This is a genomic window from Pseudoalteromonas umbrosa, from assembly GCF_030125375.1.
Lineage (GTDB): Bacteria > Pseudomonadota > Gammaproteobacteria > Enterobacterales > Alteromonadaceae > Pseudoalteromonas > Pseudoalteromonas umbrosa.
Window position 1 is genome coordinate 430,272 of sequence record NZ_JASJUU010000001.1, and the last position, 13,752, is coordinate 444,023.

General features: G+C 40.8%; 15 protein-coding genes and 1 other RNA gene. 11 read left to right on the forward strand and 5 right to left on the reverse strand.

The window, feature by feature from the left end; translation table 11 throughout:
• Window positions 1-91 precede the first annotated feature (91 nt).
• Window positions 92-1,087 carry a hypothetical protein gene (locus tag QNM16_RS01870; protein ID WP_284018901.1) on the forward strand — a complete coding sequence of 332 codons (996 nt, stop codon included), beginning with the start codon at window positions 92-94 and terminating at the stop codon, window positions 1,085-1,087.
• Window positions 1,088-1,185: 98 nt separating this feature from the next.
• On the opposite strand, the gene QNM16_RS01875 is transcribed toward QNM16_RS01870, so the two are convergent.
• Complete coding sequence (locus tag QNM16_RS01875) at window positions 1,186-1,581, reverse strand: helix-turn-helix domain-containing protein (RefSeq protein WP_284018902.1); 396 nt, start codon at window positions 1,579-1,581, stop codon at window positions 1,186-1,188.
• A 107-nt stretch (window positions 1,582-1,688) separates the two neighbouring features.
• Between QNM16_RS01875 and QNM16_RS01880 the strand changes: the two genes are divergently transcribed.
• The 9 genes from QNM16_RS01880 (at window position 1,689) to QNM16_RS01920 (ending at window position 9,620) form a co-directional block, all read left to right on the forward strand.
• Complete coding sequence (locus QNM16_RS01880) at window positions 1,689-1,931, forward strand: hypothetical protein (protein ID WP_063355661.1); 243 nt, start codon at window positions 1,689-1,691, stop codon at window positions 1,929-1,931.
• Window positions 1,932-1,942: 11 nt separating this feature from the next.
• Complete coding sequence (locus tag QNM16_RS01885; RefSeq protein ID WP_284018903.1) at window positions 1,943-4,063, forward strand: replication endonuclease; 2,121 nt, start codon at window positions 1,943-1,945, stop codon at window positions 4,061-4,063.
• Window positions 4,064-4,203: 140 nt separating this feature from the next.
• Entirely contained in the window at window positions 4,204-4,530 is a 327-nt protein-coding gene (locus tag QNM16_RS01890; RefSeq protein WP_284018904.1) for a hypothetical protein, read from the forward strand.
• A 2-nt stretch (window positions 4,531-4,532) separates the two neighbouring features.
• Complete coding sequence (locus tag QNM16_RS01895) at window positions 4,533-4,778, forward strand: hypothetical protein (protein WP_284018905.1); 246 nt, start codon at window positions 4,533-4,535, stop codon at window positions 4,776-4,778.
• Window positions 4,779-4,795: 17 nt separating this feature from the next.
• Complete coding sequence (locus QNM16_RS01900; RefSeq protein WP_284018906.1) at window positions 4,796-5,062, forward strand: hypothetical protein; 267 nt, start codon at window positions 4,796-4,798, stop codon at window positions 5,060-5,062.
• 96 nt (window positions 5,063-5,158) lie between these two features.
• A complete protein-coding gene (locus QNM16_RS01905) occupies window positions 5,159-6,691 on the forward strand; it encodes a hypothetical protein (protein ID WP_284018907.1) in 1,533 nt (510 codons plus the stop codon).
• Window positions 6,691-7,107 (forward strand): DUF2523 family protein, encoded by a 417-nt coding sequence (locus QNM16_RS01910; RefSeq protein WP_284018908.1) that lies wholly within the window; start codon window positions 6,691-6,693, stop codon window positions 7,105-7,107. The genes QNM16_RS01905 and QNM16_RS01910 overlap by 1 nt, the downstream gene beginning before the upstream one ends.
• Before the next feature lie 2 nt (window positions 7,108-7,109).
• A complete protein-coding gene (locus QNM16_RS01915) occupies window positions 7,110-8,459 on the forward strand; it encodes a zonular occludens toxin domain-containing protein (RefSeq protein WP_284018909.1) in 1,350 nt (449 codons plus the stop codon).
• A gap of 474 nt (window positions 8,460-8,933) precedes the next feature.
• Window positions 8,934-9,620: a hypothetical protein gene (locus QNM16_RS01920; RefSeq protein WP_284018910.1), complete on the forward strand. Its 687-nt coding sequence runs from the start codon at window positions 8,934-8,936 to the stop codon at window positions 9,618-9,620.
• 453 nt (window positions 9,621-10,073) lie between these two features.
• Here the strand turns inward: QNM16_RS01920 and ssrA are convergent.
• The 3 genes from ssrA to QNM16_RS01935 all read right to left on the reverse strand — a co-directional run bounded on the left by ssrA (window position 10,074) and on the right by QNM16_RS01935 (window position 11,825).
• Window positions 10,074-10,431, reverse strand: a transfer-messenger RNA (tmRNA) gene (ssrA, locus tag QNM16_RS01925).
• 189 nt (window positions 10,432-10,620) lie between these two features.
• Window positions 10,621-11,277, reverse strand: coding sequence for a hypothetical protein (locus QNM16_RS01930; RefSeq protein WP_284018911.1), 657 nt, complete (start codon window positions 11,275-11,277; stop codon window positions 10,621-10,623).
• A 50-nt stretch (window positions 11,278-11,327) separates the two neighbouring features.
• The gene (locus tag QNM16_RS01935; RefSeq protein ID WP_284018912.1) at window positions 11,328-11,825 is read right to left on the reverse strand and encodes a hypothetical protein; all 498 of its coding nucleotides are present in this window, start codon (window positions 11,823-11,825) and stop codon (window positions 11,328-11,330) included.
• Between the two features lie 217 nt (window positions 11,826-12,042).
• Here QNM16_RS01935 and QNM16_RS01940 point away from each other — a divergent pair, with 217 nt between their 5' ends.
• A complete protein-coding gene (locus tag QNM16_RS01940; protein ID WP_284018913.1) occupies window positions 12,043-12,960 on the forward strand; it encodes an ADP-ribosylglycohydrolase family protein in 918 nt (305 codons plus the stop codon).
• Window positions 12,961-13,301: 341 nt separating this feature from the next.
• On the opposite strand, the gene QNM16_RS01945 is transcribed toward QNM16_RS01940, so the two are convergent.
• Window positions 13,302-13,478 carry a hypothetical protein gene (locus tag QNM16_RS01945; protein ID WP_155731964.1) on the reverse strand — a complete coding sequence of 59 codons (177 nt, stop codon included), beginning with the start codon at window positions 13,476-13,478 and terminating at the stop codon, window positions 13,302-13,304.
• Window positions 13,479-13,752: the final 274 nt, after the last annotated feature.

The following is a 13,752-nucleotide window of genomic DNA, read 5'->3' on the forward strand; positions in this document are numbered from 1 at the left end:
TTAATGTCATAGTGTTTTGTCTAAATTATATTTTTTAGCTATCAATTACGCTGGACTATATGATTTAAGGATTTAAAGTTTGTAGGTGGTTATGGGTTATAATAATAAATCTTCTGGAGTTTTTTCTTATAAAGTATTTTGGTTTTCTTTGTGCGCGCCAGTAGTTATAGCTGTGATTCTTATGCTTGCTATTGCTCATAACGATAATTTGTCATTAGATTGGCCTTCACAGTATAGTCTAACAATATTTTTAAAATACATGGAAGTACCGATATGGATTTTTGGTTCTTCAATTCCTTTTGCTACACTAGCTGCTGCCAATTATAGGGCTATACAATTTCAAGAAAACCTAGATTTTCAAAGGAGAAATCTTGAAAGGCAAGAGCTTGAGCATGTTGTTGATCTTTACCATAAGGAATTAATCTTGTTCAAGGATAAATTCGAAGCTGTTGTTCATAATGGTAAATTTAAATGTATAAGGCCAGAAGATGCTACTATTATTTATACAAGGTTCTTTCCGAAACCTAAGAAGGCAGGTGACTGTATATTTAAGATTGACGATGTGAGAGTTGACTATATTTATGAAATTATTAAGTTTGTTGAAAAAGAAGCCTTTTTAATAGAAAAATATAATGAAGAAATAAAAGTTGGTTCAGAGCTGGAATTGAAATGTGATTTAATGAAAAGGCTTGATATTGGGTTAAATCAAGAAGAAGAAAGGGTTATAATAAATAGTTTGAATATATATGATGTGAAGTTGATGGTTTTACTATTTATAATTGAAGAAAAACTTTTAAGTGCATGTCATTCTATCGGCATAAAGCATCATTCTATTCATTATTTCCCTGTAGTTACTGTTTTTGAGTCTTTCATGGATGTTGTTGGTTTATACTGTAGTATTTTGCCTGAAGATGAGGGATATAATAAATACCGAATTTCAGATGAAAGAAGAGTTGAATTTGGTGACGTCATAAATCATTGGCTTGAGTATTCTTCTATTCAAGGTAATTACAGTGCAAATGAGGGATACACGTTGAATGATTTTATTAATCAATTGAGAATTATTTTAGTAAAGTCAAATATGTGACTTTGAGTAACTAATTTTTAAAATAAGTTCATTACTCTGTGGGTTAGAACTATAAATTTTGGATAGCTTTTACCATCTATGAATAATATAAGGCTGCCTCAAACAGCCTTTTTTGAATTTTTATCTTTTCCTTTTTTTACAATAATAATATTCTCAATTTGTTTTAGAACCAAAGCTGATGTCGCTTTCAACTGCTCCAACGTCAGATCTTCCAAAATAGCCAACTCCTTTGACTCAAAAATCCCCTCCTGAATCAAGTTCAGCAGCTCAGCTTTATCTACTGATTGTCCTTCTTTATTAAACAACAACCAATCCATAGAGACATTGTGATCTTCGCATGCTTGCACACATTGCGGGTATGGAACTGAGTTGTTTTTTATCATTTGACCAGCCCATGCCTTGTTCTTTCCGAACGTTTCGCAAATTTCTTTTAGGGTAGAGCACCCATATAAATCTTTAAGTTTTTCAAAAACTTCTGACGCGTTTGGCTCCAAAGTAATATACCTCGCTACCAAAGTAAGTAAATTTTAGTTTGACGTAATAAAATTTATTACTTAAGCTCGTTTTCGTTAGTTTCAGACAGACAATCAAGGAATATAACATGGCTCAGCAATTAATTTTATCGATTCCTGCACCAATTCTAACTTATGACGCCTATGCAGAATTGCAAGGAATAGGCGTGAAAGATGTGGTCAATGCTATCCAGCGAGGTCGACTGCCAGTTTACATGCCGCCGACTGACGGTGTAGAGAATCCAGCTCGCGTGAAAAAGTACATCAATATGGTCGCTTTATACGCTGATGCTGCAAAGCAAGCTGGTATGGAATTTAACCTTCAAGGATAGGAGTTCTCAAAATGCTCGCTCAACCAGAACGTACACGTCGCATCAAAGCGATTAAACCAGCACCAGAAATCAAACCTCTACATGAGCGCTCGCTATCGCTTTTTGAGAAAATTTTTCCTGCTGAGTCATCAGCAAAAGCGATTCAGGATGTAACACCACCTCGAACCGCAAAAGTTATATCTGAGTTGAGCGGCATAAAAGACCGTAGCGAGTGGTTAGAAAAGTACGGTCACCATTGCACCTTTGATAGCGAGCGCTCTAACATCCTGCAAACCCATAGCTCTTTGTCCATCATGTTGGCAAATGGCTACTTACAGACAGAAAAGTACTTTGGTTACGATGAAGCAAGAAAGCGCCTTTTAGATGCTGACAAATGCTTAATGCTCGGTGATATTCGTTTATCTGTCAGTGATGACGAGCTATGCGAAATCGCAGAGAAAAAAGCGCGCAAGATTGAGCTTAAGTTAAAAACCGAAGGGTATACCTATTTCAATTACACATACTGTTCGGACTGTATTCGCCAGTATGCAATTGAGCCACCTGAATTTGATACGACTTATTTTGACGTGCATCAGGTATTTAAAGATGCATTCACTGAGCAAGAGATTGAAGCCGCTTATGAAGCATTAAATGGTGCACTTAACCGTATGGCCTGCCCACTTTGGTGGCGTCGAAAGTTACGCCAAAAACAAGCCCTAGTCATTGAGCAGTTAGCTCGTGATTTGAGAACCGTTCACAAAAAATCCTCTGCGTATGTCAGCGAATTTACGGTTAGAAGCAAGCGTGAACGTGCGGCCAAATCAGAGCAGCTAATGAGTGACTTATTTGTGGTGCCAGAAGATGCAAACCCATTTAGTGAGTTTGAGTCATTAAAAGACGTAGCTGGCCGCAGCTCTACCAGTGGTAAGCAGCTAGCAAGTGAATTGATGGTGCGTATTCGTGGCTTTGAAGAGTGCGCACAATTGCTTGGTCACGTAGGTGAGTTTTACACCATGACCGCGCCAAGCCGTTTTCATTCAGTGCATGCTACGGGCATTCCCAATAAAAAATATGATGGTTCAACACCTAAAGCAGCACAAGATTACTTCACCAAATTATGGGAACGCGCACGTGCTTTATTCGCTAAGAAAAAGATTCGTCCTTATGGCTTTAGAGTAGTTGAGCCACATCATGATGGTTGTCCACATTGGCACATGCTGCTGTTCTTTGAAAAAGGCCAAACCATTGAAGCACGTAAAATATTAAAAAGCTTGTGTACTGAAGATAACCCAAGCGAATTTAAAACCAGTACAGCCCGTTTTAAACCTATCCGTATTGACCCTAACAAGGGCAGTGCAGCAGGTTACATCGCTAAATACATCACCAAAGCCGTGACTGGCTCAAACATAGACACCGTGACTTGTGCCCAATCAGGTGAGTTATCTGTATTACCCGCAGATGCCGCCGAACGTGCTAGTACATGGGCATCCACTTTTAACTTAAGACGTTTCCAACAAATCGGTGGTCCTAGCGTAACAGCATGGCGTGAGTTGAGAAGACTAGGACAGGGTGAGTCCGGTAAATGCGAGGTCGCAAATAGTATGAATACAACATTAGATAATATTTCACGTTTTGCTTTAGAAAAAGTACGCGCTGCGGCGGATGCGTCTGACTGGGCCGCGTTTTGTATTGCCATGGGTGGCGTGCAGGTTAAGCGTAAAGACCAAACGGTACGCATTCACTATCAAATCCCTGACATCGTTGACCGCATTACTGGCGAAATCAGCCGCAGTGAAGCCAAGTCACCGTTGTTTGCTACTAAATACGGAGACCGCCCAGCGAATCGAATTTTAGGTGTTGCTTGGGATTCAGTGGTGGTGATCAGCCGCAGAGGCACAAGCCAAGTGCTCACTGAAAAAGAAATAGAAGCACAGCGCAAGATTATGTTGGGTGTTTCTGAATCTATTCATAGCTGGATAGAGGACGAACGCTACTTACAACCCAGTGAAGAAGAAATGGCGTTCCTCGAATCATGTGCAATCGAAGATTATCAAAACATGTGTTTGTTCATGGATTACGAAGCATTGAGTTCAGTCGTACACAGTTCAGACATTCCATGCATAGCTAGCGGAGAGGCGCCAAGCGAAGCCTGAGCGTAGCGGCTCGCCGCTAGCGCTTGGACTTGTGTCATTAACTGTAACCGAGGAACAAATATGAGTTACCAGACACGAATTAAAGACTTACTTACAACGCAGTACAGATTAATTGAAGAATATCAAAAGGAGGGCTAACCATGGCCGGAATAGAAGGTGCAATCACAGAATTAAAGCTTGTTACAAAAACGGACGACAAGGGCGGTGCTCTGCCTACGGCGGGTGAATTTAAGTTTCATACCAAGGCCCCAGCCAGTATTTGGACAGTGAAAGTCACCCCTGAGCAGGTGGAGAACGGCATATACAAACAGCTTGAGGAACTGCAATCAGATCCAAATGGGTGGGGGCTTCGTCCAGTGCTGCTCAACCTTGAGTATTACGAGGGTGCGAACGTGGCGCGCCAAATGGCATGGAACGGTTTCCGTTTAAATTCCATCGCGTCAACCAACCCAGTTAAGAAAGCATAACGATGCAGTGCGTCACGACTTCACAATCCGGCGCGCTATACATCAGCAATGATTCTGCTGGATGCGACTACGTTCTGATAACTCAAGCGGAATTGCAGTCGTTACAGCTGAATGGAGTCATAGACACCTTGAATCAGTTATTTGCATTTGATTTAGAGGTGTTTTCGATAATCAACGGCGGCATGTTAGTCGCATTTTTTACAGGCCATGCGATTGGGCGTATCGCTCGAACCATGGGCAAAGTCTAAACAGTAAGGAAATTATTATGAAATCAGTAAACGGTGAATTTATCCAAGGTACAGCTAAGCAAGATTCTCGTCTTAAGAAGTTTGGTGTTAGAGCGGGAGCGGGTGCGATGGCATTGATGGGTAGTGCCAGTGCTTGGGCAAATGCTGGTGACCCAGTAAAAGACCAAATCAATACGGCAGTCTCGACTGGCCAAGCAAACTACACCTTGGTGGTGGTTGGTGTTATCGCACTTTGTGCTGTCTCGTTTGGTCTTGGCTTGTTAGCAAAGCGTTTGTCTAACTAATGGTCACAACCGTTGTTTTTGCAACGTTTCTAACTTGGGCTTTTGTTGAAGGGTTTTCCTCAGGAGTTCGAGTTAGTTAAGCAAGGAAGGCGTTAAATGCGTTTACTCATTTACACGGCGCTCTTTAGCGCCTTTTTTCTCTCTACTTTTTCCTACTCATTTACTTTGGAATACGTATCGGCCATGCCTGTTCAAGGTGGTTACAATTTATGTATGAATCAACAAATTCCGATGGGGGGAGATGAGCCGTGTTACACGATTGTTGCTCGTCAGATAAATAATCCCGGTGCTGATTGGTCCAAATCGGGTAGCCCAAACTGTTCCAGCAGAAGCATTTCACCAAATGAAAAATCAATAACATGTGAGCAATCTTGGACACGTCAAGTTTATAATCCACACAGCGGAACCTATTCAACTGTTACGACTGCTACATATTCATCTGGTGTGATGATTATCCGTAACCCAGATATAGAGTACACATGTCCAAACCCTAACTATAAATCTGGTCCGCAGGATTTGAATGGTTCAAAGGTTTGTTATCGCACAAACGGTTTAGATCCCGATTGCCCCGAGCCAAATCCTGCAACTGATGAGTTCTCTCATTCAATCGATAAATCTCCGCGATGTTTTACTAATGCTGATGACTCGGTTTGCCAGTATGATTACTCTGCAGACATGAAGGGTTACATGATTTCAGCAGCTTATGCCAAAAAAGAATGGTTCCCGTGTGGTCCAGCAACTGGGACGACTCAAAAGCCTATAACAGCGAGTGTTTTAGACCCCCTTAATCTAGACCCTTTACCCGATGGTTTGTATGGTACTCAATCGTTACCGACAGCAACTGAAGGAGATAACTCAGATGCCGGCCTTGATATTGATGCGCTTAACCAAGTTAATGACAATCTAACATCCCTCATTGAGAACAACGCAAAATTTGATGTTGCTCAGTTCAAACATCAAAATGACTCGACTGAGATTTTAAAACATCTAGTTGCGCAAGATATGGTTGCTACTGATGTAGCGCGCAACACTAACCAACTTTTAATGTCGTCTACTCACAATCAAACTGTGCAAGCAGAGGCCGCTGCTGAAACAAATGATATTCTCGGATTAATGTTAAACAGCAGTGAGCAAAGTCGAATATCAACAATTTCATCTATTGATTCTTTGACTTCTGCTGTCACGGGTGATGGTGGCACTGGTGACACCCCCTGTGAGGGTCCAGATTGTGCACCTTGTGAAGGCCCTGATTGTGCTCCCTGCGAAGGTCCCGATTGCACACCATGTACTGGTATTGAATGCCTTGATATTTCAACAGAACAAACAGGCAAGCAAGGAGGGTTGGCTACGTTGTTTACACCTGAAGATGTGCTAGCTGTTCAAACACAGATTGAGGAGCAATTAGTTACCAACAAAAACGAGTTAGATACCATCTCTACTGAACTTGAATCCATGTTCACAATTGACCCATCACTGGCAGGTGGCTATGAAGCGCGCACCATCGAGATTAAGGGGGAGCGAATCGACATTTCATTACGTCGTTATTCTGAGTTCTTCCAGATGCTATCAACCCCAATAATGTTGGCGGCATCAATCACAGCATTATTTATATTAATGAGGGAACGATAATGAAACGATACATTTTAGTATGTTCGGGCTTAATTATATTTATGCTTTACATGTCTACTGCCAGCGCCACGCAGTATAGTGGTTTCGACGGTTGGTTAGATTTAATATCCGATTTTATCACTGACTTTTGGTCCTTCTTCGATACCGATTTTCCCGAGATGGTTATCCGTTTTTATGCGTGGGCCATAGAGTGGATCACGCTGTTAAAATTGAAGTTAGAATTACAGTCGATACAATTTGCTTGGCTTGTGGCAAAGCAAATATTAGAGAATTTTCAGATCGGCTCTAAGATTGCCTCGGCTGCGTCAGCTTTACCTCTTGATATGCAATCAGCGCTTATGGATATGCGAATTTTCGATGGGTTTAACCTAATTATCAATGCGTATGTAACGCGCTACGTGATGAGGTTTATTTAGTTATGGCTGCGTCTATCTTTCATGGCCCCCCTGGTTCCTTTAAGTCAGCATCTGCCGTATGGTTTGAAGTGTTACCCGCGCTCAGAAAAGGGCGGTTGGTTGTAACCAATGTTGAGGGCATACTCCCGCTTGATGAGATAGAGCGGGAACTTGACGAAGAGTTTCCAGCAACGGCTCAACTTTGGCGATTGTCCTCACAAAATGAAGTAGGCCAAATGTTGTGGCGTAACTGGTATCACTGGATGCCATGTGGTGCACTGATTTTAATGGATGAAGTTCAAGATATTTATCCTACAGAGACCACACAATTCAAACCAGAGTCATGCAATTACAAACATGTTTCTGAGTACCGTGAAATCATCAATGCAAATTGGTATCGCTATCATATGGATACGCTTGATTCTTACATTCCCGAGGACTCCTCTCCGGGGGATGTGGATGATTTAGGAAACGATCTCTTTAATGAACACGGACATATAATTTACCCTCGTACTTTGAAAGAAGCATATATGCGGCATAGAAAGTACAACTGGGATATTGTGTGTTGCACACCTGATATAACCTCCGTTCATAAATACATTCGTAATGTCTGTCAGTTTGCATATGCACATAAATACTTCGACGGACTCCAAGCTATTCCTTACTACAACAGAAGGCCACGCGTTCATGAGCACAACCCAAAACTCGACGGCAAAGTACCAAAAAAAGACGAAAGCAAGAGATGGATCAAAGTCCCAATCGAAGTGCACAGGCTCTACAAATCAACAGCAACCAAATCTGTTACAGCAGCCAGAGGAAAGAATCTGTTATTTAGCCCTGAGTTCTTTTTTCCGTTCGTTACGTTCTTTGGGTGCATTGCTTATTTTATCTATTACTTCGCTAGTTCAGAAAGTGTGGAAGAAGTCTCGCAAAGCGCGGAAGTTCATAGTGAAGCTGCTCAAACGCATACTACTAATACTCATAGTTATGACGATAGGTCGAATTCTCGTACTAACCCTGATTTTATAGGTCCGATTACGTTGCCATATGGGGCGTCAGATGCGTTTGTAACAGGTTCAGTTGAGGTTGTAGATAATAGGTCCGTTACATATGACGTGGCGCTAGAGCTAAAAACGCCTGATTTTGGAGATGTTAGTTTAACGGCTTTTGACCTAAAAATGATGGGATTCAAAGTTAAATATTACAGCCCTTGCAAGGTACGTATTTCAAATGGTGAATTTACATATACAGCTTATTGCAAACCAATTGATTACAACAAACTTCCGTTACCTCAAGAAAGTGGGAGCAACATAGAAGGTGGCTTTGACTTAGGGTTGGGCTTTGGTTCTGACAAAGCAGAGCAGGGGGGGTAATGATGGAAAAACATATAGTAAATGACTTACTCAGCTTCTCAACTTATTTGATTTTTAAAAATGGAGGTGAACCCCAGTCACTTAGTATGCAAGCAGCTACTCAGTACATCATAGAGCGGAGAGTCGTTGATGTCTTACCTATAAACTAAAAGGAAATCACTATGAATATATTTGATTGGTTTATTATGGTTCTTGCAATTTTTATCTGTGTAATTTTTGCCTTAGATGAAAAAAGTAACGTTTATATCCTGCCTAATTAAACGAAATAAGGATTATATTATGGGTATATTTGAATGGCTTGTGGTGTTAGTAATGTCACTGTACTGTGTTGGCTATTTCATTAATCGAGATAAATAAATATTTTATACTGAACCAGTAGTTAAAGTGGCTTGATACATAAAAATTTTTTAGCCTACAATGGTGTGTTATATACCAGCGGTGGTGCTTTTTGGGACTTAACTATTGGAGGGAAACATGGACAGTTCGACTTTGTTAAGCATTCTGGATAAAGCTCCTGAATACTCAGGAGTAATTATTGTTTTTGCATTGTTACCTGTAGTGGTAAAAACGGTAAGTTCTTTAATAGATTTCTACGAGAATGTCCATTTAACACGTTTTTTCAATCGAGTTAAATACCTATCTGAACACGCACCCAGCGAGTCAGAAGCCTCAACCTACCTTGAAAGCTTAAAGTGTAATGAAATATTTAGACTAACCTCAGGGATTAGAGCTTACCCAGAAAAGTCAAAAATGCTCATGAAGATATTTGAAATGGGTATAGCAGACAATCGAGAGTTGAGAGGGATTCAGCGCTATTTATTTCCATCAAATACGAAAGTTAGAGCTTCAATAAATACCTTAGAAAAGCTTCACATTATTTATTCTGGTATTTTTGGTGTGATATTAATGGTCTCAGGTATTGTAAGTGCAGTTTACTTTCAATTTGGTGAGCTTGGTGAATCAGTAGCTGGAATAGTTATAATGTTTTTTTTAATATTTTTTGGTGGGATTGCTTTTAAAGATTACCAAAAATATATGGTCTTAAAAAGAGTGTCAAAAAAGCTCTGCGAATTTGAGTTATACGCTGAGCAAGAATCAAATATCGACCTGTGGTCTTTTAGAAACGCTAAGTCTGCGGAGTTGGGAGAGAAACTAGAATAGTGTAAGTGCAAAACGATACAGTGGGTCTAACTTCTTTTACCCAGTCTAAGGTTGGGTCAACGATGATCAAACTTATAGGTGCGGCTATTGCTTCCGTGCTTTAGTAGGTAGTAGTTTGTGCTTTCAGTGTTAATCAATTCAGTTAGGGTTGCTCGCTTGCGAGCGGTTTAGCCCGCGCTTAATTGAGTGACAACGACCATTTCAGAAATGATGAGCGGGTCAAGAATAAATCACGGGGGTAGCCCGTAGGGGGTTCCGTTATTTTTATTGATGCGAGAAGAATGTATGAAAGAGCACAAAGTAATTGCCTGTCACGGCGAGTGACCGCCCCGCGAGGGGATGGGTTTTGTTTTTGGTTTTAAAAATATGTGGTCAGAATGTGGACACTATTCAGCAGACACAAAAAAGCCAGTTAAAGAAATTCTCTAACTGGCTGTTTTATAACACTTAATGTGGTGGAGCTGGGGGGATTTGAACCCCCGTCCAGAAAGCGTCGACCCTCGGTCCTACATGTTTAGTATCGTCTATTGGTTAACCTTTAAGTCTCGGACGAACACGATAAGTAAAGGCGAGGCCGCTTATATTTAGCCCTTCAACCCCGGCCAGGGTTTCCGTAGCGATCTTATGTAGGGTGACACTCCAAATCCAGAACCACAAGCATTTCTTGGAGGAGTGCTAGCGGGCTTATTATGCCGCTAGAGCGTAGTTATCGTCGTTTGCGATTACTTTAAATGCGGCTTTTTTACGAGGCCAACCGCCCCTCGACATGCACCTCAGGCTTCATGAATCCTGTCGAATCCTAATCAGCCCCTGAAATCTTTCATTCAGTACATAACAGTTTACTTTTAATGCTAAGTTAAGCTGTTATTTTTGGGCATTGTAGCCCTAATATATTGGCTTAGCAATAGTTTTTATGGCTTTTGTGTGACGCTCGCGGTTAGTTGCTGATTAACTAACCGCTTTGTTTGTAAAGTATCCTGAACTATGTCCGTTCATGCCATTAATGTAGAGCATGCTGTTTAAACCGACTATGCCAATCTACTTGGTTGAGTTGTGAAAGCTGCTCGTCGCTTAATATTTGTGCCAGTTGCTCGGCTTTGAGTTGGTTAAGGCGCTGCATTTGTGCGGTAAAGTCTGAAAATGTGGGGTAAGCGTCCGTATCAGCAATGACATAGGCGGCCTCTACAAAGTTGTCTCGTAAAATTGAGAATACTTGCTGTTGCTGACTTTGTGTCAATGGATTGCTTTTGGCTAAATGCTCGACCATCATGGTGGCTTTTTTGTCTGAGTCGGTGTGTAAAGTGGGTAAGTACTTTTCTTGCCACTGGGTTCTGCCTGCTAAAAACTCTTTTTCTACTCTGTCTTCATCTGAAAGTGTTGCTTGGTTTGTTTTTGGCTTTTGAATTTTAGTGATTTTTTGGTCAGTAAAAGCGTGTTGTGATTGCTCAAGTGTAAGTAGACGGTTTTGTATATCTGCCAGCTCTGCATCTAAACTTGATTCGGATGGGTTCTGCTTCTGTGATTTAAATGCTAACTGCGCCTCAAGGTTTGCGAACCGCTCAGAGAGGGCGGTTAACTCAAGTTGGGCTGCAATATTTGCGAGCAGCAAGATAAAAGTGAGTAGAATAAACAAGTATTGGGTTTTGGTGTATGTCATGTTTGCTTCCTAATAGGTATCAGCCCAATTGAGCTGATACCTGAATGGGGTTATTTACCGTAGCCTTCCTCTTTTTGATAGGTATACCCACCGGAGTGTGTTGCATTTAGCATCTCAGTTACACTGGTAGTATAAAAGTGATTAATGAGTTCGCTGTGATAGCCGCGATAGATAGTTTTGGCTTGAGATCGAGTGGTATAGCCCTCAGTACTTTCATATTCATAGCCTAAGGACTTGATATTTAATGCTTCATTAAGATCTGATGTATAAAAGTGATTGCCCCCGGGGCCTGCAGTGGGGTTGTGCATGCGATAAAATGCTTTATCAGCATCGTTGTCATCATAGCTGACTAAAATCACAGCAATACCCTCATAAGTAAATCCGCCTGAGTGTGTCGCGTTAAGCATGTCTGTCACATTGGTTGTGTAGAAGTGATTTCCATGTTTGTAGGCTCGATATAATGTTTTGTCAGCAGCGAGAGCCGACCAGCTGGTTGTGGCTAACAGGGCGCTTAGTAATAAAGCAACTTTTTTGGTTTTTATGTTCATCTTCATTCCTTGTATTTATCTAATTAGGGGTCAAACCAAAAAAGATAATAACATTTAAAACACATTTATTAATATTAAATTTACATTTGGGTGGGTGTTGGGTATTTAAGTCATTGAAGGATCTAGAGGTTTTAAAGTGCTTTCATTCAGTATTCAGCTAAAATTAGGTATTAATTTTAATTGTCTAGCCTGTTATGAAAACCTTTGGAGCCCATACATGATAGAAAAAAGCCAGTTCGTAGGTTGTTTTAAAGGCCTTGCTATTGGTGATGCTTTAGCGGCTTCCTATGAAGGTGGGCCAATTGAGCGTCTACTTTGGCATTTTTTAGGTCGAACTAAAATAGGTCAAAGAAGGTATACAGACGATACGCAAATGTCGATTGACATTGCTCAGTCTTTTTTAACATGCAAGCACCTTGATCAAACTCATTTGGCGCAAACTTTTGCCAATAGTTACCGATGGTCTCGCGGATATGGGCCCAGTGCAGCTCATTTGCTAAAAGGCATTAAAAATGGCGAGTCTTGGGAGAGGCTAAATCGTAAAAAGTTTGCTGAAGGCTCTATGGGCAATGGTGCTGCCATGCGAGCGCCTATCGCAGCCTTATGTAGTTTAAGTTGTCATGATGGACTTATGGATTATGTATCTAAGAGCGCTGAGATCACTCATGCTCACCCCCAAGCGATTGAAGGGGCGCAGCTTATTGCACATGCAACACGCTTAGCACTGATAGGTGTCGAGAGCATAGGTATTTTGCAGGCTTTGTGTGTCAATGTGATAGCGCCCGTCTATAAGTTGAAGCTCAGTAAGTGTCTAGGCTATGTTGCTGGGGGTAAGTTACAGCCTATCACAGTCATAAAAGCCGAACTTGGTAATGGTATGCTGGCAAGCGAATCTTGCGTTACTGCGCTTTACTTTGCGTTTATGTATAGGCGGTTGGCTTTTTCTGAAATGCTGCAAGCGATTTGTGACTTAGGCGGTGATGCCGACACAATTGCAGCAATGGCTGGGGCAATATGGGGTGCCATTAATGGGGGGCTTGCGCTGATTGAATACGATAATCAAATCGAAGATTTAGCTGTAATAGAACAGTTAGCAAGCAGTATTTATTTCCGTTATCAAGAGATGGTACAGTGAGTAGATTATTGTTTCACAGTTGCTTTATTAACTAGAGGTTTTTGCAGTTATAACCGATTTTTTAAAATCTAAGTTAGACATAGCCGTTAAGGATATATTATCCACCTTATAGGGGCTTGGTAATACTTTCAGTGGGTTATCTTAGTTTTCACTATCTTAAATGTTTGCTTTTCGATTGCATTTTAGCAGTCGGCAGTTATTTCTTTAAATTCCAAACTATGTTGAAATTGCCGCAGTGGACACTTCTTTTGCCTGCTTAGCGTTCTATGGCGTCTATTAATTCCTAAATACATGATAAAAAAGCCACGATAACGCAGTGGCTTTAGCAGCTTTCTAGACGATTATTGGCAATAACGGCTGTAGCAAGTACCTTGCGAGCAACATGCTAATGTGTTGCCAAAGCAATTAGTCCTGCCTGTGTTACAGCCACCTGCAACATCTGGAGTTTGCGCGTTAGGTAATTCTTGGGTGTTTTTACTCAGGTCTTTAATGCGTTTCTTATCAAGTGTTAGTTTCATAATGCTTCCTTTTATTCAAACTTGTTGAGGTTGTTTTTACTTTTTGTACACCTGTGTACATAAAGTAAGTTTGAGCATATGTGTAAAACATAAACAACACCAATGAAAATTTATCATGTTGTTTAGATTAAATACTTTAACTTGTTGTTGGTTTAATTATGAAGTCACTTGCTTTTACCTCACTTAAAGCACATGTTTTACCTAAAAAAGGTTCATCTTGTGTTTATTTTTGTTGTCGCATTATGGGAAAATATAAAAACAGATAGCCAATATG

What these genes read in the sequence shown, in the direction of transcription:
- QNM16_RS01870 (WP_284018901.1), top strand. Translation starts at nt 92, where the DNA reads ATGGGTTATAATAATAAATCTTCTGGAGTTTTTTCTTATAAAGTATTT.
- QNM16_RS01880 (WP_063355661.1), top strand. Translation starts at nt 1,689, where the DNA reads ATGGCTCAGCAATTAATTTTATCGATTCCTGCACCAATTCTAACTTAT.
- QNM16_RS01885 (WP_284018903.1), top strand. Translation starts at nt 1,943, where the DNA reads ATGCTCGCTCAACCAGAACGTACACGTCGCATCAAAGCGATTAAACCA.
- QNM16_RS01890 (WP_284018904.1), top strand. Translation starts at nt 4,204, where the DNA reads ATGGCCGGAATAGAAGGTGCAATCACAGAATTAAAGCTTGTTACAAAA.
- QNM16_RS01895 (WP_284018905.1), top strand. Translation starts at nt 4,533, where the DNA reads ATGCAGTGCGTCACGACTTCACAATCCGGCGCGCTATACATCAGCAAT.
- QNM16_RS01900 (WP_284018906.1), top strand. Translation starts at nt 4,796, where the DNA reads ATGAAATCAGTAAACGGTGAATTTATCCAAGGTACAGCTAAGCAAGAT.
- QNM16_RS01905 (WP_284018907.1), top strand. Translation starts at nt 5,159, where the DNA reads ATGCGTTTACTCATTTACACGGCGCTCTTTAGCGCCTTTTTTCTCTCT.
- QNM16_RS01910 (WP_284018908.1), top strand. Translation starts at nt 6,691, where the DNA reads ATGAAACGATACATTTTAGTATGTTCGGGCTTAATTATATTTATGCTT.
- QNM16_RS01915 (WP_284018909.1), top strand. Translation starts at nt 7,110, where the DNA reads ATGGCTGCGTCTATCTTTCATGGCCCCCCTGGTTCCTTTAAGTCAGCA.
- QNM16_RS01920 (WP_284018910.1), top strand. Translation starts at nt 8,934, where the DNA reads ATGGACAGTTCGACTTTGTTAAGCATTCTGGATAAAGCTCCTGAATAC.
- QNM16_RS01930 (WP_284018911.1), bottom strand. Translation starts at nt 11,277, where the DNA reads ATGACATACACCAAAACCCAATACTTGTTTATTCTACTCACTTTTATC.
- QNM16_RS01935 (WP_284018912.1), bottom strand. Translation starts at nt 11,825, where the DNA reads ATGAACATAAAAACCAAAAAAGTTGCTTTATTACTAAGCGCCCTGTTA.
- QNM16_RS01940 (WP_284018913.1), top strand. Translation starts at nt 12,043, where the DNA reads ATGATAGAAAAAAGCCAGTTCGTAGGTTGTTTTAAAGGCCTTGCTATT.
- QNM16_RS01945 (WP_155731964.1), bottom strand. Translation starts at nt 13,478, where the DNA reads ATGAAACTAACACTTGATAAGAAACGCATTAAAGACCTGAGTAAAAAC.